Genomic DNA, 19,533 nt, shown 5'->3' with positions numbered 1-19,533 from the left:
ACTGGTGCGACTCATTCTGTTTCCTCTGGGCCACGTGGTGCGGGATTACGGGTGATAAACATCGCATCACCGTAGCTGAAAAAGCGGTATTCGTTGTCGACGGCGGCTTTATAGGCGGCCATGGTCTCGGGATAACCGGCGAACGCCGAAACCAGCATCAACAGCGTGGACTCGGGCAAATGAAAGTTGGTGACCAGGGCATCGACCACATGAAACGGCCGGCCCGGGTAGATAAAGATGTCGGTGTCGCCACTGAACGACTTGAGCACGCCATCGCGCGCGGCGCTTTCCAGTGAACGCACGCTGGTGGTCCCCACCGCCACCACGCGACCACCGCGAGCGCGGCAAGCCGCGACCGCATCCACCACGTCCTGGCCAACTTCCAGCCATTCACTGTGCATGTGGTGATCTTCGATCTTCTCGACCCGCACCGGCTGGAACGTGCCCGCGCCGACGTGCAAGGTCACGAACGCAGTCTCAATACCCTTGGCGGCAATCGCCTCCATCAGCGGCTGATCGAAATGCAGCCCCGCCGTCGGTGCCGCCACCGCGCCCAGGCGCTCGGCGTACACCGTCTGATAACGCTCGCGATCCGAGCCTTCATCAGGGCGATCTATATAAGGAGGCAGCGGCATGTGCCCCACGCGGTCGAGCAGCGGCAACACCTCTTCGGCAAACCCCAGCTCGAACAACGCATCGTGACGCGCCAGCATCTCGGCTTCGCCACCGCCGTCGATCAAAATCTTCGAACCCGGCTTGGGCGACTTGCTGGACCGCACATGGGCCAGCACGCGATGACTGTCGAGCACCCGCTCCACCAGAATTTCCAGCTTGCCGCCGGAAGCCTTCTGACCAAACAGCCGCGCCGGAATCACCCGGGTATTGTTGAACACCATCAAATCGCCCGGGCGCAAATGCTCGAGCAAATCAGTGAATTGACGGTGTGCCAGGGCGCCGCTGACCCCATCAAGGGTCAACAGACGACTGTTGCGACGCTCGGCCAAAGGGTGGCGAGCGATCAGCGAATCAGGGAGTTCGAAAGTAAAGTCAGCAACGCGCATGATGGGGTTCGTCTAGCAGGGCCGGGAAGTCTAGCGGAAATATCAAAAATTCTCCATGTACCTGATTGACCGACGGTTATCTCATCTCTATACTTCGCCGCCATTGAGCCCTGATGGCGGAATTGGTAGACGCGGCGGATTCAAAATCCGTTTTCGAAAGGAGTGGGAGTTCGAGTCTCCCTCGGGGCACCATATAGCAGTATCTGAAAGTCTCTACCAGACTCTCAGACCCAGAAAAACCGGCCACTTGAGCCGGTTTTTTTGTGTCTGGCCATCTACCTCTGTATCCCCTTATCCGTTGTATCCCTGTATCCCTACTTGTATCCTGAGGAAAATACCGAACTTTGGGATACAAGGATGAAGCGCGCAGATATCAAGCGCCGCCCTCTCGCAGACACGACGCTTGCGGGGCTGGAGCCAGAATCAAAGGAATACAGGGAGCTGGACGGAAACGGCCTCTACTTCAGGGTCAAACCTGATGGTGGTAAATCCTGGCAGCTCCGCTACAAACGTCCGGCGGGTAATTGGGCCTGGATGGGGCTCGGGGGTTACCCGGAAGTAAGTGGTGCGTTAGCTCGGGACAAAGCTGCCGAATTACGCAAGGTAGTTAGCAGCGGGGCCGACCCTCTCGAACAGAAACGCTCTGCGAAAGCTGCCATTGATGCTGCCAGGACTCGAACCTTCCGAGCTGCTGCTGAAGCTTGGCTCAAGGCTAAAGAAGAAAAGGGCCTCGCCCCCTCCACTCTTAACAAGATCCGCACTTACCTCGACAAAGACATACTCCCCGCGCTTGGAGATAAGCCCCTCGACGAAATAACCCGTACTGACTGCGCAGAACTCCAGGCATCCCTCGAGGCCCGAAACGCACACAACGTGGCGGAAAAGTGTCGCACTTGGGTCAATCAAATCTTCGGCCGAGCCATCGGCTTAGGGCTCACCGAAAACGATCCGGGCAGTCGCCTCCGTGACATTGCAGCCCAAGCCCCCAAGACTCAGCAGCATCCACACCTGCTGGAACCTGAGCTGGCTGAATTCCTCCACGCACTCAAAAACACACCAAGCAGACTGACAGCCCGCACCGCCGCTTGGCTTTGTGTCTGGACAGCATCGCGCCCTGGCATGGTCCGCTTGGCTGAGTGGAAAGAGTTCGACCTTGAGAAAGCCATTTGGACGACACCTGCTGCCAAGATGAAGATGCGTCGGGATTTTGTATGCCCCCTTCCCCATCAAGCTGTTACCGCTCTGAAGGATCTGCACTGCTTAACAGGACGGAGTCGCTGGCTTTTCCCCGGCGTAGGAGCCAAGAACCCAACTATTAGTGAAAACACAATCAACAAAGTCTTTGCCACCATCGGCTACAAAGGTCGCCTCGTTGGACACGGTACTCGACACACCGCAAGCACGTTGCTTCGAGAACATGGCTGGCCGAAGGAGCATGTTGAAGCGCAGCTGGCCCACAAAGAGGAAGGCATCTCAGGGGTATACAACAAAGCCCAATACCTTGAGCAACGCGTAACGATGATGCAGTGGTATGCCGACCACCTTGAGCAAATGGCAGCGGGTAATGTGGTGCAGGGACAGCTTGGAAAGGCGGTATGAGCGCACGTAATCGCCCCCCCTCAAAAATCGGTGTAACTAGTGTTACAGGTGTAACTACTCAATTTAACTCATTGATAATCATGAATTATTTATCAGTTACACGTTGCTCGCACCTCGAATACCTCAGGTGTAACGACACGAAGTCGTGTAACAGAAATATCCCCGAGTCCTTCCTGTCGGCAGCGGCTTTACCCAATCCACGACGCTGGAACAGCGCGCCTGTCTCGGGGCGAGGGGCGGCTTAAATGGATATCGAGCTAGGCATTGAAGCTGAAGAACTAGAAATCGCAGGTACCGACGTGAAGTGTCTGATTTGGGACATGGATGACGCCGAACTAGCAGTGCGTGAGTTAGCGTCGTATCCCCATTTCCACGAGCATTTCCGAGAAGCTTTCGACCTCATCGGCGTGGCAACTTCGTTCTGGCTTGAGGATGGCTCCTACGCGACCAGTGCAGAATCAGTCACAAGAACCTTGTTTCGACTCCGGGATGCCATCGGTGAACGTGCAAGCTCTGCGGAAGCAGCATCACTGCCTAACGTCATTCGAGGCTTTCTCGGGGTCGATCATCCAGCTACAGATTCACAACTCGCTGCGGCTTTTGCCCTGGTACTCGGCGTACAGGCTGTGGAAATACTTGCAAATTGGCTCTTCGAGCTCGAGGTCGCTACCTACGATATAGACGCGGATCTGATAGAGGGGCTAAGAAAGGACTCCCCCCGCCAATACGCGACCTTAATCGATAAAGAACGAGATCGCCGCGCTGGGCTTGAAATAGAAGCGAGAGAGCAGTTTGCCTCCTTAAAAGGTGAGGCTAACCAGGCATTGTTGATGGCAAACCTCTATCGCCAGGTAGAGAGCATCGACGTATCCCAAAATGGCTTCAACACATCGAGTCTGATGCTCCGACTACTAGACGAAGCTTTTTCAGCGAAGGCATCTAAGCGCGGACAAGAGGCTGGCAAAGGTAATCAAGATGCTAGCTCTAAAACACAAACAGAGACGATGGATCGGCGATCAAAGATAAAGACAGCCGCTGAGACGATTATTGCAGGGCGACGAATTGAGAAGCGAAACCTTACAGATGCAGAGCTAACCAACCTGCTTTTCGACCAGACCGTTCACGGCACCAAGAAAACCATCCGTGATCATTTGACTGCGCTAGGTCTTCGACCGCTCAAATAAAAAAGGGAACGGACACAGTCCGCTCCCCTCCCTATCCGTAGCGTATGGCCTGTCGTCTCAATAAACGCAGGTTTGGATCGCTATGACTACCGCAATAAAACACCTTGCTTCACACGACCCCGCCGCAACTCTCATCCGTATGCCCGAGGTGGTATCAATTGTTGGGCTTGCCCGTCCGACCATCTACAAGCTCATGCGCCAACCTGAGAGTGGATTTCCACTCCCGGTGAAGCTGAGTAACAGCAACGCCCGAAGTGCGCCAGTCGCGTGGGTGCTCGGAGAGATTCAAGCATGGACTCGCGCGCGCATCGCTGCACGTGATCGGGTGGCAGCATGAGAAAAAGACCTATCACTACCGCAGTATTGCAACCCTTCTCAATTCTGCGCCAAGTCGGTTTTTCGCCGCGTTACATGCAACGCCTTGAGCGCTATCGCAGCCGGCAGGAAAAACAAAGTCGCGTCGTTGGTGTGCTCAGCTGGCCTGATGGCACCTGGTGCGCCATTACCTTCCACACCGAAAAATTCAATGCAGTGACTGTCGACGAAGGCCAGCAAGCAGCCGCCTACGAAGATGCTCGCGCCATGATCGATGGTGACTTCCTGCCCCTGCTTTCCCTGCGCTGGGAAGTTCATGCCTGAAATGAAAACGCCCCCGGGAGCGATCCGGAGGCGTTGAGGTAAATCTACATGCCAGAACAATTTATGCTGCACCTGAAAATTTCGCAAGTTATACGCACGGTTGCACTTTCGAAAAACGGACGTTACTCTCTGGCCGTCGCTGCAGAATCAGCGACCGGGTTTGACGGCCCGAGTACATACAGGCGCACAGGCGCCCCCATATCGATTGCAGGCGCTTTTTTTGTGCCCGCATTCCCGTTTTATGGTGGCTGTGCGTGGGAGACCTTCGGGTCTGCCGGGGTCCTGTATGCCCGGTCCGTCAACCTGCGCACAGCTGCCACCCCAATTCGTTTGACGGCGAACCGTGGCAGCTCCTCACATACAGGAGCGTCACCCCATGCATACCCTCAATCCGTCCAAAATTCGCGCCGCTGCACACCGTGCAATGGCTCTCGCCGCTTTACATGCCAATTCCAGCCTCGCTACCCGTCTCTCCCGCTACAACAGCCACATGGCCAAAGCCCGCGCACTCGAAACCGCAGGCGGTGCCCAATGAACAGCGCCCTGAGTTTTGCCCTGCCGGAAGACCTGCTCTGCGTTAATCCGAAAGCAGAAGCTGGGGTTCCTATCGACGCCATCACCTGCGCCATAGATCGCGCAGACTCCGTGCTGACGCTGCTGGAGGATCACTTCGAAAGTGAATCCTCGCGCCTAGCCAATCATGTGATCGCCGCCGTCCTCTGGGACGTGCGCGGCACTCTCGGCCTGATCAAAACCCTCACCTTGCACGGTGACAACACCTCCATTCCGGCCGCGCAGAAAGGCGGTGCGCTATGACCACCTCCACCACCCGTGGTCACGCCACATTTACTCGCGTGAACGCCACCGATTTGAAGCTGTTCCGGGTCAACGCCGGAGTACCGGTCGAGGATGCACTGGAGATGGTTTCCCTGCTGCAGCATCACGCCAACCAACTCAACTTCGACGCCGCCATGAGCGACAGCAGCGAGCGTTTCAGTTGGCCTGCTCTGTACCTTGGAGAGATGGCCAAAGCCCTGATCGATGACATCAACGACGCACTGTTTCTGCCGAGGGCTGACACATGAGCCAGCACCCGAACAGCAACACAAAACGTCCAAGCTTCGCCGACGTGAAAGCCGCCGCTTTGAAAAACATTGATCGTGTCCTGTCGCACTGGCTGCCCAACGGCAAGCGCGTGGATGGGGGCAAGGAATACACCGCACCGAATCCGACCCGCAGCGACAAGCGCGCCGGTTCGCTCAAGATCAATTTGAGCAAGGGTACGTGGGCCGACTTCGCCACCGATGACAAAGGCGGCGACCTGATCGATCTGGTGCGCTATCTGGACGGCGGCACCGACGTCGAAGCCTGCAACAAACTGGCAGACCTGCTCAACGTGCCGCCCGGCGGCGCCCAGACGAAGGCCGCGCCTGCCAAGACGAAAGCGCCCGAGTGGAGAGCAATTCAGCCGATCCCGGCCGAGGCCATGAACAAGTGCCCGGTCAAGCATCGGCAGCACGGCGCGCCCTCCAAGGTGTGGATCTACCGGAATGCTCAGGGCCAGCCGCTAATGGCGCTCTACCGCTTCGACCTCACCCCCGATGACGACGGCAAGCCGAAGAAGGTCTTTGCTCCCCTGACATGGTGTCAGCGCGCCGATGGCCAAACCACACAATGGCGCTGGCAGGGTCTGCCAGATCCGCGTCCACTGTTGCGCCTTGATGAACTGGCCCAACGCGCTGACGCACCGGTTGTTCTCTGCGAAGGCGAGAAAGCCGCCGATGCCGCCGCCGAACTGTTGCCGGGTTACGTGGCCACCTGCTGGCCGAACGGTTCCAACTCCTGGCACAAAGCCGACCTGGCACCGCTCAAAGGTCGCGACGTGTTGCTGTGGCCGGACAATGACGTCAGCGGCAAAGCCTGCATGGAAACCGTCGCCGACAAGCTGCGCGAGATCGGCGCCGCCTCGGTACGGGTCATCGCGCTGGATGTGTTCAAACGCAAGCCTACGCTGAAGAACGAGCGCCCCGCCTTCGCCAAAGGTGGTCAATGGAACGACGGCGACGATGCAGCCGATGCACTCGCCAAAGGCTGGATAGCTGCCCACTTCGCCGAGCTGGAAAGCAACGGTGAGCTGTTCGGTTTGCCTGTGGAAGAGTCGGCGACACAACCGACCGAAGCCAAGCCGGAACCGAAAACCAAAGCACCAGCCAAGCGTCCGGCCAAATCGAAAAATGACCTGGTGCCCAGCGGCTTTCGCCTCACGTCCGAAGGTGTGTTTTATGCGGGCGATGACGGCGAATCGCGCCCAGTATGTTCGCCTCTGGAAATACTCGCCCGTACCCGCGATGACAAAGGTCAGAACTGGGGCCTACTGGTCGAGTTCGACGATCCCGACGGCGCCAAAAAACGCTGGAACATCCCGGCGCGCACCATGACCGGCGACTTCGGCAAAGACGTGCTTGGCCCGTTGGTGGATATGGGGCTGCGTCTCGCCGGTAGTCGCTCCGGACGCAATGCACGCAACGACCTGCAAAGTTATCTCGGCGGCTTCGACAGCGCACAACGGGCACGATTAGTCACCCGTTTGGGTTGGCACGACAGCGCCTTTCTGCTGCCCGAGCAACAGGTCGGCATGCACAGCGAACACCTGCACTTCTATGAGGCCGGTTCTCAGCTTCCGCCAATCAGCGAAGCAGGTTCGCTTGAGCAGTGGCAAGAGCAAATCGGCGCACTGTGCGTCGGCAATCATCGCTTGGCGTTTGTCGTCGGCGTGGCCTTTGCCGGGCCGCTGCTGCACATGCTTGGCCATGAGTCGGGCGGCTTTCACTTGTACGGCGACAGCTCGGGCGGCAAGACCACACATTTGCAGGTCGCCGCCTCGATCTACGGCGGGCCGCGTCTGGTGCGCTCGTGGCGTTCCACCGACAACGCGCTGGAGTCCATCGCCGCCGCACACTCCGACGGCCTTTTGGTACTGGATGAGATCGGCATGTGCGACCCGCGCATCATCGGCGAGACGGTTTACATGCTCGGCAACGGCACCGGCAAGGCACGCGCCAACGATCGAGGCCAAGCTGGCCGACAGGTACAGGAGTGGCGTTTGCTGTTTCTCTCCACCGGCGAGAAGACACTGGCCCAACATATGGCTGAGGCCAACAAGGAGCTGAAAGCGGGCATGGAGGTACGCATGCTCGCGGTCCCGGCTGATGCGAGTAAAGGCCTCGGCATGTTCGATGCGCTCAACGGTTTTGAGGATGCGGCGGCACTGGCCGACGCGCTCAAGGCTCGGGTAGCGAAGTATTACGGCACGCCACTTACCGCCTTCCTGACAGCACTGTGCGAACCCGGCAAACGTCACGGTTGGTCCGCCATCCTGCGTCGCACGCTCGAAGGTTTTATCACCCAATCGCTACCCGCCTCGGCGAGCGGGCAGGCGTACCGTGCAGCTGCTCGTTTCGGCCTCGCGGCCGCAGCGGGCGAGCTGGCCACTGCGATGGGGATTACCGGCTGGCCCGACGGCACAGCTACCACCGCCGCTCGCGTGTGCCTCAACGCGTGGATGAACGAGCGTGGGGGCGCCGGGAACTTCGAAGGCGATGCGATCTTGGCGCGGCTGCGCCAGGTCATTGAGCGCTTCGGCGAAAGCAGGTTCACCCGCTGGGAATCGGCGGCGGCAAAGATCGACGAACACGGCCCGCGCACCATCGACCGTCTCGGCTTTCGCAAGACGCTGGAGCACGGCTTGGGCGACTCCCTACACACCACCAACACCTATTACGTGCTGCCTGAGGCATGGCGCTCGGAGATCTTCCGGGGCATGAACATCAACGCCGTGAATAAGGAGCTGCTGCAGCGCGGTGTATTGGAACCGAGCAGCGACGGCAAGGCGTCGAGTCTGGTCCGGCTGCCCGGCCTCGGTCAGCAACGCTGCTACATCGTGAAGACGATTCCGGGAATGGATGAGAGCGAGGCTCGGGCTGCCTGAGGGCATCTCCGCTGATCGAGGTAGCGCCGGCTCATTCCCGGCCTCGCCAGCCGCTCATTCAACCCAAACCACATTTCAAGGAACAAGACAGATGAATGAATTTCAAGCATCCACAGATCAACGCGAACTACTGGCCAACGAGCTGGAAAGCAAGGCCACTGTCTTTGAACAGCCTATTTCGGGCGCCAGTGAAGCGACCGGGTATGGCGAAAAGAAACAGCTGCTGCTGGACGAAATCGAAAAGCTGAAAGTCCGCCGCGACAAACTCCTGAGTGAAGCCGAGCGACTGTATACAGAGATGGCTCCGCTGGAAGCGTTGTTGGAGGGCGATGAGGTCATGGACGCTGATCGCGCATATGAAATCCGGAAACAGTACAACGAACTGAAAATCCCCTACGACTCTCGAAAGCACCAAGCCAGCATCGTGAGCAATCAGATTGCTCGACGCGAGAAGCTCGCCAATCAAGACACTTTGATGGCGAGTTACACCGAATCGATGGCGAACTGGAAAGCGGATGAGCAAGAACTCAACGAGAAACGAGATAGCCTCAGCACCCGATTGGAACAGATCCAGCAGCAAGCAACCGAAGACATGGCCAAAGCCCGGCAAGCCGAAACCGACGCTGCAACCGCTTATGCCCAAGCCGTAGCCTGGGGAGACACCGAAGGCGAAAAGAACGCCAACACCGATGCGCAGAAGGCGGCGAAAAACCTCGCTACTGCGACCGAGCACAATCGTCGACAACACCTGATCATGAACGCACTGGAGCAGGAGCTGGTTACCGTCGACCAACATATTGCTGAAGCTCAAAGAGAATATATAGCCATCGAAAGAACAGCGCTGCTTCTTGCGCAAATGGTATTGGAGGAGCAGTGGAACGAACAAGCCCGAGCTTTGCTGGACATGGGGGGAAAGCTTTGGGCCGCCTATCGCCTGATTGACCGCGATCAAATCGGCCTCAGTAAATTGACCCTCCCTGAACAGGGTGAAAATTTTCATAACTGGACTAGCAGTGATTTGTCGGAGCGTTCCTATAAGTACACCGTGCGAGAGATTCTCTCGTTGTAACGCGCTGAGCCACCTGAAGCAGCCTGCGCACGTGGGCTGTTTAGAACCCCGACAGGATTAAAGTCATGATCACTCAAGTACAAAGCAGCGCGAGCTGGACCGAAACCTTGAAGGCGCGCAAAAATCATTTGGCCGCATTGCTAAAAATCGTGGATATCAAATCCGGAAACACCACGAAGGTCGAGTCGCTCACGGTCAATTTGATAAAGGCTGAGATGAGCCACGTCGAAAGCCAGTTAAAAGGCCGACAGTAACGCTGAACTTTTATATTAAAACTATTCAGATAAACATCTTCAAAACACATATCAGGAAACGTTTATGTCTAAACTTGTCGAATACCATCAGCTGGAAAAACATTTGACCGAGCAGCTCCGAGCCCTGGAGGCACTGAAGGGGGATGGCGCTCTGAAAACAGAAATCGAGTTCGAGACAAAGTTTCGATGCCTGCTGGACCAATACGGTTTCAGCTTGAAGCACATCATCAATTTGATCCACAGAGCACTAAACGCGGTCCAACTTCGGCTACCTCGACCGGCACTCGTAAGCCTCGCGAGCTGAAGACTTACAAGAACCCGCACACTGGCGAAGTCGTAGAGACACAAGGCGGTAATCAAAAGACGCTAAAGATTGGAAAAACGAGCACGGCTCCGACGTGGTGGAAGGCTGGCGGGCTAAATAAATCAATCCATTATCGCAGAAACGGACCACTGGGCCCATTTCTGCGATGATCCATTTATAACTTACAAAAGCAATGCATGAACATCAATTAAAGCAACCCCGCTCATCGCCATTAAACCCAACTTAGATAAGTTATTCGCCATCATCTTAACCCCCAACAAGCATCTGCAAGTAAAGATTTTGCTTCTAAGTTATTTTGCCAGTAATCCGAAAGACGATCTTTACCTTCTTGCGTAGGCTGACAAACTAGATCACGAATGAGCATTGAGAGCTTTATAGGAACCAACTCCTCATAACCAAACGTTTTCAACTCACCTGTCAATCTAACAATAAACGACTCTTTACCCTCATATCCTCTCCCGCACCAAACCCAGATATCGAAAAGGATTAACCAAGCGATCATATAGATGTCTTCTTCATCTATTTGTCTCAGGGAAATTTTTTTAATCAACGAATCCCACTGCTTCTGACTAAAAAATCTTGTGATAGCTCCAGGCACGGATTGAATTAACGACGTTTGCAAAGCTTCAACCCACAACCCTGTCATCTTGACTTCGGATGCTAGCTCTATAGTCCTACGATAATTCACGGTAAATATTTCAGAAGACCTAAGCATTGACCAAAAATAATCAGGCGCGGACTTTCTTTTCGAAAAAAATGACGTTTGAATTAGGTGAGCGTTCTCATCTATTTCACGACTATTGAACGGCTTCAAGAGTTTGTGGCTGATTCCCTGATCTTTGGCAAATGCCCTCAGATGATCCAACTTTGCCTTCCTGCGCTTTACAACCGACTCCCTTTTATCCGACATCTTCTTAAGATTTTCATCGATACATGCTTCAAGCGCTGAAAAGTCCCTGCCAATTTTGAACTTGTTTTTTGTATCAATGTAAGTCTCCAACGCAACGCTCACAGATTGCGGAAGATATTCAGTACCGGCGGAAGCGATGCTGACAATATTGACACCGTTATCACCATGTGGGCCATGACCTGGCATACCGAGCAGAGTCAACTCTCGAAGAAACATTCTTTTTACCGACTCTCGTCCGTCTAGCAAAATTGATGTACAGAAAGTTAGCACAGCTTCAAGATTGGTTCCTGGGCTATGAAACCCCCAGACTACCGACAGATGGAACAGCTTTTTAGATAGAACTTCAGCCTGACCTGCTTTTGATTCTGCGTAAAGCAATGAGGTGACAAGGCTATATTCTGGGGATGGAGGTGGTGGCAGAAGATGAACTAGATCTTTCTTATCGTCGTGTAGTACTAAGGCAGTGGCCAGTAACAGCATTTTTACGCGCTCTTCTGGTTTTGAGTGCGCATATACATCACCCCATATCTGAATACACGCCTCAACGTTAGATAATTCCTTGACCAGCCAATTGAGCATAGAGTTTATTATAACCCGGACATCATCAACTCCATCGACACCATCTATCTTTAGCAACGTATCAATGGAGTGTTCGATAATTTCTTTTGTTTTGATCTCGGCGGGTTCGATACCGTCCCGCAAAAGCCCAAGCAATAACAGACAAGTATCTCTTCTCTTCTTCTCAACTTGCTCATCAAGCAGCTTGTCTACAAAATAAGCTTGCGCCTGCGTTGATCTTAGGCTAGCAACTAAAAGCCGTACCACCTCACGCCACCGGGGATTTTGCAAATCCCCTCGTAGCTCTTTCCAAATGGAAAGCGTTCCGTCCCTCTCACCAAACGCAGCCAGATGAGTCGCGCACAAATACTCCTGAAAGGTTAAATGAATGAAGCTATAAAGCCCATCCCCTGCCTCAATCAACAGCCCTGCAGAGTTCCTGATAAAATCTACAAAGACCTCGGCCTGATCCTCAGCAAGATCATCCATTGGACGTATGGTTTCATTAGAGGCAATATAATCTGTGAGAAACGATATCAACTCTTCACGAGGAGCTACTGATCTCCCTTTGCCTTTTAAACTTCGGCGATGCATCCAATAGGCAATGGCCTCTACTCTGAGCCTATTTCGACGCTCAATTCGGCCTTTTACAGCGTCTTCATCTTGACGCTTTGCCTTATACCAAGTATTTAAAAGAGTTTCCGTACACTTCTGATATAACACAACACGTTGATCTGGAAGCACCGCGTCAATCCTGTGAACCAACGCGACAATTGTCAAAAGCAACGGGTTTCGCGCGAGCGCTCTAATTGAATCACTATCAGGCAAAGTAATAATCTTAATCAGATCGGCAGCATTTCGGTCTTTTTCAACTGAATCGTCAATCCGAGCCGTATACCAATCCACAATGAATTTTTCAATTTCATTTACTTTGAGTTTTGCTACTCGAAAATGGCCATAAGACTCATCAAATCTAATTTCCGCATCATAACCTACCAATCTGGAGGTAACTATAACCGTATTAGCAGGAAATCCTTGAACGAATGAATCTATCCTTTGACGAATTATCGACTTAAACTCCTTACTTGGCAGCTCATCCAGACCATCAAACAGTATTATCGCCTGACCACTTTCTACATAATAACTAAAGAATGACTGTGAAAGCCCACCCATACTAAAGTCAGCCCTTGCAACTTCCAATATGTAATCAAGCAAAGGTAAATTTTTTCGAGATTTTAGTTCATCTGCATACCGACGCAATGTTACTACAACAGTCAATCGTGAATCTTCAACAGTATCGCATCGAACTTGCAAATCTTTATTAATTCCCGCAAGCGCCAGGAAGCCTAGTAAAGTTGATTTACCTGAGCCAGGATCTCCGAGGATAATATTTTTTGCCCCTGGCTTGAGAAATACCAGCGGGTTCATTCTCGGTGTATCTTCAGTTTCCTCTACTGATCTTTCCGGCACAACGGAAAGTGGTATATAGATTTTCTCTAGAGGAATTCGGCGAGAAGCTTCTTCCTTATACACGGACATGCCGACAAACTCTATACGACCATAACGCTTTCGCATATTATCGTCATATTGCGCCCTGCATTCCTGAATAGATTTCTGTTGATCAACTCCTGAGATTATCAAAGAAGGGTAATAATACAAACAAAGAAATTGTGCCTCTAAAAACAAAGATAAAATTTTAGTGTGACCAAAATGTTCAATCTCAACACTAGAATTTTCTTCACGAAGTTTTTCAAACCAGCTTACATCACCACCATCCCTCCGCGTAGCGGAGTTCTTTAAATCGTCAGGAGTAACAAGTATCCACTTCTTCAGCTTTAGCTGATTCGTTCTCTCAAGTGCGTTCGCTAAAGATTTCTTAATATCGACACGATGGGCATCGCTTAACGGGGACGGATAAAATTTATACTGATAACCCACGGTATCTTTAGATTTATTTTTTCTTGAGTAACCATCTAACCCTTCGAAATCACCGGATGCGTCATCAAACAGGAAAAAACTTGTATTGTTTTTTCTTGCATTATTGAATAAAAGCAAGCCGATTATTCTAGCAAATTCTTTTCCACCTTCCGTTCCAGCGGGAAGAATTTTAGAGAGAGAAAGCACCGCCGGCAGGCGCTTAATATTTGTCAACTGCAATCCCTTATTCATGTTACTAATCCTCAATTACCGCAAAAACATTCGGCCTTTAAGTTTATGAATTTATCACTGCACTTATATTCAGCCCAAAATATTCATTAATAAAGACCCATAGGCACCAGACGAAAATAATTAACTTTAACTGTATAAGTGATAGCATATATTAAGCGTTTCGCAATAATAATTTCAAACGCCATATTGCCACTTTGAGCTAAGTGGAATTCCAGCGCATTGGACCTCTGCACCGGTGTGCACCTATGCAGCATTCATTCAGCGCTGGAGGCAGAAAACAATCAAAGGTGAGTCCTCTCTCGCGTTATGCGACTTGAGATTAGATAAGCCGGAAAGAAAAGCAACTTCAGTTACCGTCTCTAACATTCAGTCAAAACTAAAGCATTTGGGTCGATTCCAGTCGGCAAGGTGACTGAAATCGCGCCCACCTGGTGTAAACCAAGCAAAAAAACAAGAACAATATTTCACTCGCGAGGCAACGCTTCTTCGCCTCTAACGATTGAAACTTCAGCTTCCAGTTCTTTTAATTCTTTCTGGCTTCTAAAAATAGAATCCGCAAGTCTAGTGCCGGTTGATACTAGTTTAGACAAAACTCTTAATTGCTCTTTGCAGGAACGACTAGTCGTTGGCGTCGGATAGTTTATAGAGTGATCAATCTCACCCCATATCTCTTCAAATAGTGTTCTAACCTGTATCTCACAATAAATAGTTGAGTCGCGCTTTGGGCTCACCACATAATGGATACTGGTATAATATGTCTCACGGGTCTCGGCGGTGAGACCAAGTGACTCAAAAAATTTACTCGCTTCTGGATCCCAAGAATATGCAACTGGCGGTTCTCTAAAGAACCAGTCCCCCATATCGACTTGCTTAATTATATGAGCATGGATCTCAGGAAACTGATCCTGATAAAGATGAAGAACTCTTACTCCAGCAAGATCGGTCACCTGTGTAAAAAGATTTTCCGCAGTTATCGGCTTCTCACTCGACCACTTTCTCGAGATTTTTTCTTTTAAATGCTCAGTATTTTTAAGCCGACTTTTAATAGTATAAATTAATGGATTACCATAACGATTAAGGCTGGGCTCCAATCTAAATGAATCCACCACACCATTTAAAAACTTCTCAAAAAAATGTTTCTCATTTTTATACGCTTCAACCGCAGCATTTATATTGGCTTCTCTAGGCATTTTGGCTAATCCAGTAGCTTAATTCGAGATATGAGAGCCTCACCAAAAGCTATGTAGCTAGCTCTAGTATCTATGTAACGTTGAGTTGCACCTCTCAGGGTATTCACATGTTCTGCCTCAATGTTGCCAGCATAGGGCACCTGCCACATTGGCTTATGATAATGCTGAGCCATGGACGGAAAGGTATTATGACTATGCATAACAAGAGTTCCGCCTATCGGTTCGGCTAGCAGCTCTCGTGAAAGATGAGCTCGAAGTTCTTCACCTATACAGCGCTCAATAATTACTGGGATTTGATTAGCATAATTCAGATGCGCATGAGCTAGATCCCACTTATTATTATAACCGCTATATTTTTTTGCATTATATATTGTATACCCAAGAAAAGTTACGAACTTCTCTGGAAAGCTATGTCTTTTTTCAGCGGAAATAAGCTTATAAATTATCTCAAACTCTTCTTTCCATGCGGACAGAGCTTTACCAATGTTTCTAATTCCGTACAGGGAAAATAAATCAGGAGAGGCGGGAACAAAAAAGCCATCAACCGTAGAAATAATAACCTTGTTTAATGAACCTAAACTTGGTGATGTGTCAACAATTACGTAGTCATAACCATGCTCATCAGCATACTGCTCAGCGAGAGATCTGATTTTGGTAATTGTCCTAATTGCTAGTGGTTCTCCACGATACGCATCGGTCCAACGGCTAGCAATTTTCTCTTCATAAAGATGCAGTGTTAATCGACCAGGTACAATATGAAGTGTTTTACTTATCTTATAGGGGGGCGGAAGGTATTCTAACTCGCCCGTACCTTCCTCGGTGGGCTTCAGTAAATAATGGAGACTGCGCGTATTAGCATTTAACACGCCAAATTGGATTGATCCAATTCGTTCCTTCGATGACTCGAATCCTTCATCAATAAAGGAGTCTTCTGCATCCCAAATAGAATGAACAACCTCCTGTTCCAATGAGTAAATTGTCAGATTACACTGAGGATCAGCATCAATCATTAAAACCTTTTTACCGCTTTCTGAGAGAGCATGCGCTAGATGGTAAGTCAATGTAGTCTTACCGACCCCGCCTTTGTTGTTGAATACAGAAATAACTTTCACGCAGCCTCTCCTTGTAGTTTTACAACTTTAATATTTCGCAGGTAAACAAATCACAATCGGCGTCAAAACCTGGCTGAAGGCAACCCGTGAAAAATTGATCATCGAGGCTTCCTGGCGATACCGTTCCGGCCAAACAAAACTGAAGCGACATGCTCCATGCTAACGAAGAGCTGGGCTATCCGCCATTCTTGCGTGATGACAAAGTGATGCCATTCAACAAGGACGAATGCTCAGCAGGCTGCGGGTGTCAAAAAAAGAAGCTCCACCGCCCACCGCAAAGCGATAAAAAACACCTGGAAGCGGCTCCCAAATTGCTGGAAATACCCGCTCTCTTCAATGCGTGTGGCGGTTCATATACAACAGCTCCTCTGTGTAGATGCTGCGCCAGCCGGAATATCTGTTACACCGACGGCGTCTCTACATCTGGGTGTACGCACGGCTCCGAGCTGGTGTAACAGATTAATATTCAACGTATTCAGTTAGTTGGAGGACTCGTTACACGAATTACACGTGTTACACGGTTTTTTGAGGGGCACAAACCATCCCCACTCCCCTTTCTTTGTCATCCCATCAGCGAGCATAACCCGCCCGATCTTGTTAGCGGAAAGACGCCAGCTTAGCGAACAGGTGAACCACAGGTCACCACTGCATTTGCCCCGGGGCGTTGTTGGTCGCCGGGGCCCCTGGGCAATTGCGATTGGTACGGGGTCGGAAACCCGCGGGATCTTGTTAGCGGGAGAACTCCCAGCTTAGTGAACAGGTGAACCCGGTGAACTGCCTGTTCACCTGTGCATTTGCCCTACGAAATGACCGATCAGACCTCACCGTTACCATTCCGGTAACGATCTCCCTTTTTCTTCAAGATCCTTTCAATTTCAACGTTTGTATTTCAGTAAGCTGGGGCACCTTCCGCTATCAAAGCCCCGCGGGTTTCCGACCCCGTGTGGTCAACAATCCCTCAGGGGCCCCGGCAGTTTTGACGCGCCGAATGAGTCGTCGAGGACAAACTTATGAATTGGTTGTCCTCGACTGACTGCAACACAACAGGTATCTCAATGAGCGCGCAGTCTCATATGATCACTCACACTGATCAGGCTCTACGCCAACATTCACCCGGTAGCTCACCGGGGTTTTGGGCATGCGTAATAGCTCATCAGCAGACAGCCTATAGTCCTGGTACGTTTTCTTGCCGATATCCAGGGAGTGGACCCGTACAATCTCAAAGCTCTGCGGGTTAGCTGCTGCAAAATTCACCTCATTCTCAGAGATGAAGAACGCTGTGTTAGCACCTCCCGAGGTGGTTTTGACCTCTAGGTAATACGGGATGACACCTGAACCGGTGTCTCGCACAGAGCGGATGTCATAACCTGCACCATCCCCTTCAGTTACCGGCACATGCATAACCCGGCTAACGTACTCCTCACCATGCTCGATACGCACACGCTGCTTTTCTCTCTCAAATACGAGCAACTCACCTGCGAGGCCGAGGCTCTGATTATTAGCAGCCTCCTGCAGGTAGTCTCTCTTACGCGAATATGTGCCTTTTACCTCAGCTATAGATGGAGGCTTGGCTTTACTCTTTGTGGGCAGTCGCGTGCCCTCATAGGTAAACACCGACGGATCAAAGTCGGTGGTGGATGACGGAGTGAGAATCGGTTGATCAACTGCACCGTAGACAATGTGAGTTGCCAGTTGCGCTTGAACCTTGAAGAGCCCGGCAAGCTTGTCGGCGTTTTTTTTCAGGCGCCCGCCAGTGCCCATTGGGGCATATGTAAAGCCAACATCCTTCATCGCGTTGAGGGACAAGCGATTGCTTGCCAAGTGTGCAATATGAATGCCCAGGTCAAGCTTCTCTTCCGTGCATCCATCAATCATTGCCTGCACTGTTTGTGCAGGAATTTGGTCCACATTCCCCAACCAGAGCACATCGGAAAAGTGCACTAAATTCGGCCACATCATGGGGGATGAGACGTTCAAATTTTGGCTTTCGATCACTTCAGAGAGCCAGCGAGGTTCTGTTTTTTTCGAAATACGCTCAACAATCCCAGCCCCAATAAAGCCAGAAGTCTTCGTTTTTGGACTATGCCCTATGACGAAGTTGTTGTTCGGTGGAATCGACTGAAAGACCAGGACATCCCCCTCTTTCAGCTCGTTCCAAACACTTTCCTTATCAGCATCGAAGCCCCAAAACCCAGTGGCTAAGGTAGTCAGCCAATGCTCAATCGGGCCATTGGCCTTGCGGGCTTCACCCTTTGCAATTTCTTCAAGAATCCGTGAAGTGATGTCCATACCTAATTCATGTCCTTAGAGCTCGTTATATTTTTTGGCATTCCCGCGAGACTTATCAGCCGGGTATTTATCAGCGTTGATTCTCAGCTTCCGGTCAACTGCATCCTGCAGGTCCAAAGAAAGAACGTCAGCAAGACGTAATAGATACAAGGTTACGTCGGCAATTTCCTCCTCAATCCTGCGCATGCGCTCGGCGTCATCCTTGACCGAGCGTGCCTGCTCATCCGTTAACCACTGAAAATTCTCAAGCAGCTCGGCCGCCTCCACTGCCAGAGCAGACGCCAGGTTCTTGGGGGTATGGAACTGCTCCCAATCTCGTTCCTTCGCAAAGTCGCGCAATTGCTGCTGAACCTTCACCACGTCCATCTCATGTTCCTCTGCCTGTCATTTCGAAATAGGCTCCATTACCTATCCGGACAGCTGCGTTGCGCAACAGCAAACCACATCAAGAGGCAAAAAATTTTGTCAGTACCCGCAACCATGTATCCCTACCTGTATCCCCATCTGTACAATTGAGCTACAAGACACGGTCTATATGGAACGCACGAGTCTCCCTCGGGCACCAAAATTAAGAAAGGTCTTGCTTTGCAAGGCCTTTTTTTTCGCCTGTAGAAAAGTGACCTCGCCCCGCCGCCCCGTAGGAGCTGCCGAAGGCTGCGATCTTCTGATCTTGCTTTTCAACGCCACAACCGAAACCGCTCGGCTAACGAATCAAGGATTCACACAATGGAATTGCCACTGGAAACCGTTGCCCTTTTCGCTTTCAAGCTGGCTTATGAGACGGAAGGTGAAAGTCCGATTTTGCGGGATGATCCGATCATGAGTGATTATGAGCGGGAGGTGTTTGGGTTGTTGGTGCGGCGGGGGGATGTTGAGGGGATTCAGTTTAGAGTGGCGCATTGTGTGGGTTCGGCGATGGAAGCTTTAGGCGGTGTTGATACGCCACTGGGGCGGGAGCTGCACAGGTTGGCAGCTGACTTCAGCACTGCGCAGACGATGGATCAGCTTGAAGCGCCGCTCATCGCGCTCAAGGATTATCTGAAAGATATTCAGTAATGATTGGGTTGGAGCCCCTTCACACCTACTGATACTGGCAGGGGTATGGTTGAAGTGAGAATGGACCTGCCACTTATCCATTGCCCCAACTGACAACAACGAAAGATTTTTTCGGCACCACAAGGACGTA

Annotated in this window: 17 protein-coding genes, 1 tRNA gene and 1 pseudogene; 13 read left to right on the top strand and 6 right to left on the bottom strand. The window is 51.5% G+C overall.

Translation table 11 applies throughout. The annotated features are described in order from the left end of the window. Nucleotides 1-11: 11 nt before the first annotated feature. Nucleotides 12-1,061, bottom strand: coding sequence for a tRNA preQ1(34) S-adenosylmethionine ribosyltransferase-isomerase QueA (gene queA / locus KGB14_RS23445; RefSeq protein ID WP_223489021.1), 1,050 nt, complete (start codon nt 1,059-1,061; stop codon nt 12-14). A 107-nt stretch (nt 1,062-1,168) separates the two neighbouring features. On the opposite strand from queA, the gene KGB14_RS23440 reads away from it, so the two are divergent. From KGB14_RS23440 to KGB14_RS23385, 12 genes and pseudogenes are all read left to right on the top strand, one after another. Beyond that, nucleotides 1,169-1,253 (top strand) — tRNA-Leu (locus KGB14_RS23440). Between the two features lie 165 nt (nt 1,254-1,418). Beyond that, a complete protein-coding gene (locus KGB14_RS23435; protein WP_223489020.1) occupies nt 1,419-2,660 on the top strand; it encodes a tyrosine-type recombinase/integrase in 1,242 nt (413 codons plus the stop codon). A gap of 245 nt (nt 2,661-2,905) precedes the next feature. Beyond that, nucleotides 2,906-3,844, top strand: coding sequence for a hypothetical protein (locus KGB14_RS23430; protein ID WP_223489019.1), 939 nt, complete (start codon nt 2,906-2,908; stop codon nt 3,842-3,844). An 82-nt stretch (nt 3,845-3,926) separates the two neighbouring features. After that, complete coding sequence (locus KGB14_RS23425) at nt 3,927-4,181, top strand: helix-turn-helix transcriptional regulator (RefSeq protein ID WP_223489018.1); 255 nt, start codon at nt 3,927-3,929, stop codon at nt 4,179-4,181. Further along, nucleotides 4,178-4,483: a hypothetical protein gene (locus KGB14_RS23420; protein ID WP_172791592.1), complete on the top strand. Its 306-nt coding sequence runs from the start codon at nt 4,178-4,180 to the stop codon at nt 4,481-4,483. The genes KGB14_RS23425 and KGB14_RS23420 overlap by 4 nt, the downstream gene beginning before the upstream one ends. Before the next feature lie 376 nt (nt 4,484-4,859). Further along, nucleotides 4,860-5,018 (top strand): hypothetical protein, encoded by a 159-nt coding sequence (locus KGB14_RS23415; protein WP_223489017.1) that lies wholly within the window; start codon nt 4,860-4,862, stop codon nt 5,016-5,018. After that, nucleotides 5,015-5,299 carry a hypothetical protein gene (locus tag KGB14_RS23410; RefSeq protein ID WP_223489016.1) on the top strand — a complete coding sequence of 95 codons (285 nt, stop codon included), beginning with the start codon at nt 5,015-5,017 and terminating at the stop codon, nt 5,297-5,299. The genes KGB14_RS23415 and KGB14_RS23410 overlap by 4 nt, the downstream gene beginning before the upstream one ends. Further along, entirely contained in the window at nt 5,296-5,568 is a 273-nt protein-coding gene (locus KGB14_RS23405; RefSeq protein ID WP_223489015.1) for a DUF3077 domain-containing protein, read from the top strand. The genes KGB14_RS23410 and KGB14_RS23405 overlap by 4 nt, the downstream gene beginning before the upstream one ends. Next, nucleotides 5,565-8,471: a DUF927 domain-containing protein gene (locus KGB14_RS23400; protein WP_223489014.1), complete on the top strand. Its 2,907-nt coding sequence runs from the start codon at nt 5,565-5,567 to the stop codon at nt 8,469-8,471. Before KGB14_RS23405 ends, KGB14_RS23400 begins: the two co-directional genes overlap by 4 nt. Nucleotides 8,472-8,562: 91 nt before the next feature. Beyond that, nucleotides 8,563-9,540 carry a chromosome segregation protein SMC gene (locus KGB14_RS23395; protein WP_317851050.1) on the top strand — a complete coding sequence of 326 codons (978 nt, stop codon included), beginning with the start codon at nt 8,563-8,565 and terminating at the stop codon, nt 9,538-9,540. Nucleotides 9,541-9,605: 65 nt separating this feature from the next. Beyond that, nucleotides 9,606-9,794 carry a hypothetical protein gene (locus KGB14_RS23390; RefSeq protein WP_223489013.1) on the top strand — a complete coding sequence of 63 codons (189 nt, stop codon included), beginning with the start codon at nt 9,606-9,608 and terminating at the stop codon, nt 9,792-9,794. A gap of 64 nt (nt 9,795-9,858) precedes the next feature. Beyond that, nucleotides 9,859-10,219: pseudogene (locus KGB14_RS23385) on the top strand (histone-like nucleoid-structuring protein, MvaT/MvaU family). Nucleotides 10,220-10,360: 141 nt separating this feature from the next. Here KGB14_RS23385 and KGB14_RS23380 read toward each other — a convergent pair. The 5 genes from KGB14_RS23380 to KGB14_RS23360 all read right to left on the bottom strand — a co-directional run bounded on the left by KGB14_RS23380 (nt 10,361) and on the right by KGB14_RS23360 (nt 18,713). Further along, entirely contained in the window at nt 10,361-13,756 is a 3,396-nt protein-coding gene (locus tag KGB14_RS23380) for an NACHT domain-containing protein (RefSeq protein WP_223489012.1), read from the bottom strand. A gap of 464 nt (nt 13,757-14,220) precedes the next feature. Then, nucleotides 14,221-14,946 (bottom strand): RelA/SpoT domain-containing protein, encoded by a 726-nt coding sequence (locus tag KGB14_RS23375; RefSeq protein WP_223489011.1) that lies wholly within the window; start codon nt 14,944-14,946, stop codon nt 14,221-14,223. Between the two features lie 5 nt (nt 14,947-14,951). Beyond that, nucleotides 14,952-16,058: a ParA family protein gene (locus KGB14_RS23370; RefSeq protein WP_223489010.1), complete on the bottom strand. Its 1,107-nt coding sequence runs from the start codon at nt 16,056-16,058 to the stop codon at nt 14,952-14,954. Nucleotides 16,059-17,135: 1,077 nt separating this feature from the next. Continuing rightward, nucleotides 17,136-18,347 carry a DUF3883 domain-containing protein gene (locus KGB14_RS23365; RefSeq protein ID WP_223489009.1) on the bottom strand — a complete coding sequence of 404 codons (1,212 nt, stop codon included), beginning with the start codon at nt 18,345-18,347 and terminating at the stop codon, nt 17,136-17,138. Between the two features lie 15 nt (nt 18,348-18,362). After that, the gene (locus tag KGB14_RS23360; protein ID WP_223489008.1) at nt 18,363-18,713 is read right to left on the bottom strand and encodes a nucleotide pyrophosphohydrolase; all 351 of its coding nucleotides are present in this window, start codon (nt 18,711-18,713) and stop codon (nt 18,363-18,365) included. Between the two features lie 360 nt (nt 18,714-19,073). On the opposite strand from KGB14_RS23360, the gene KGB14_RS23355 reads away from it, so the two are divergent. Beyond that, nucleotides 19,074-19,403, top strand: a complete 330-nt coding sequence (locus KGB14_RS23355) for a hypothetical protein (protein WP_223489007.1) — start codon at nt 19,074-19,076, stop codon at nt 19,401-19,403. Nucleotides 19,404-19,533: the final 130 nt, after the last annotated feature.

It is taken from the genome of Pseudomonas sp. A-RE-19 (assembly GCF_019956555.1).
Taxonomy (GTDB): Bacteria; Pseudomonadota; Gammaproteobacteria; order Pseudomonadales; family Pseudomonadaceae; genus Aquipseudomonas.
The sequence above is the reverse complement of the archived record's forward strand: the minus strand, read 5'-3'. Positions and strand labels throughout refer to the sequence as shown.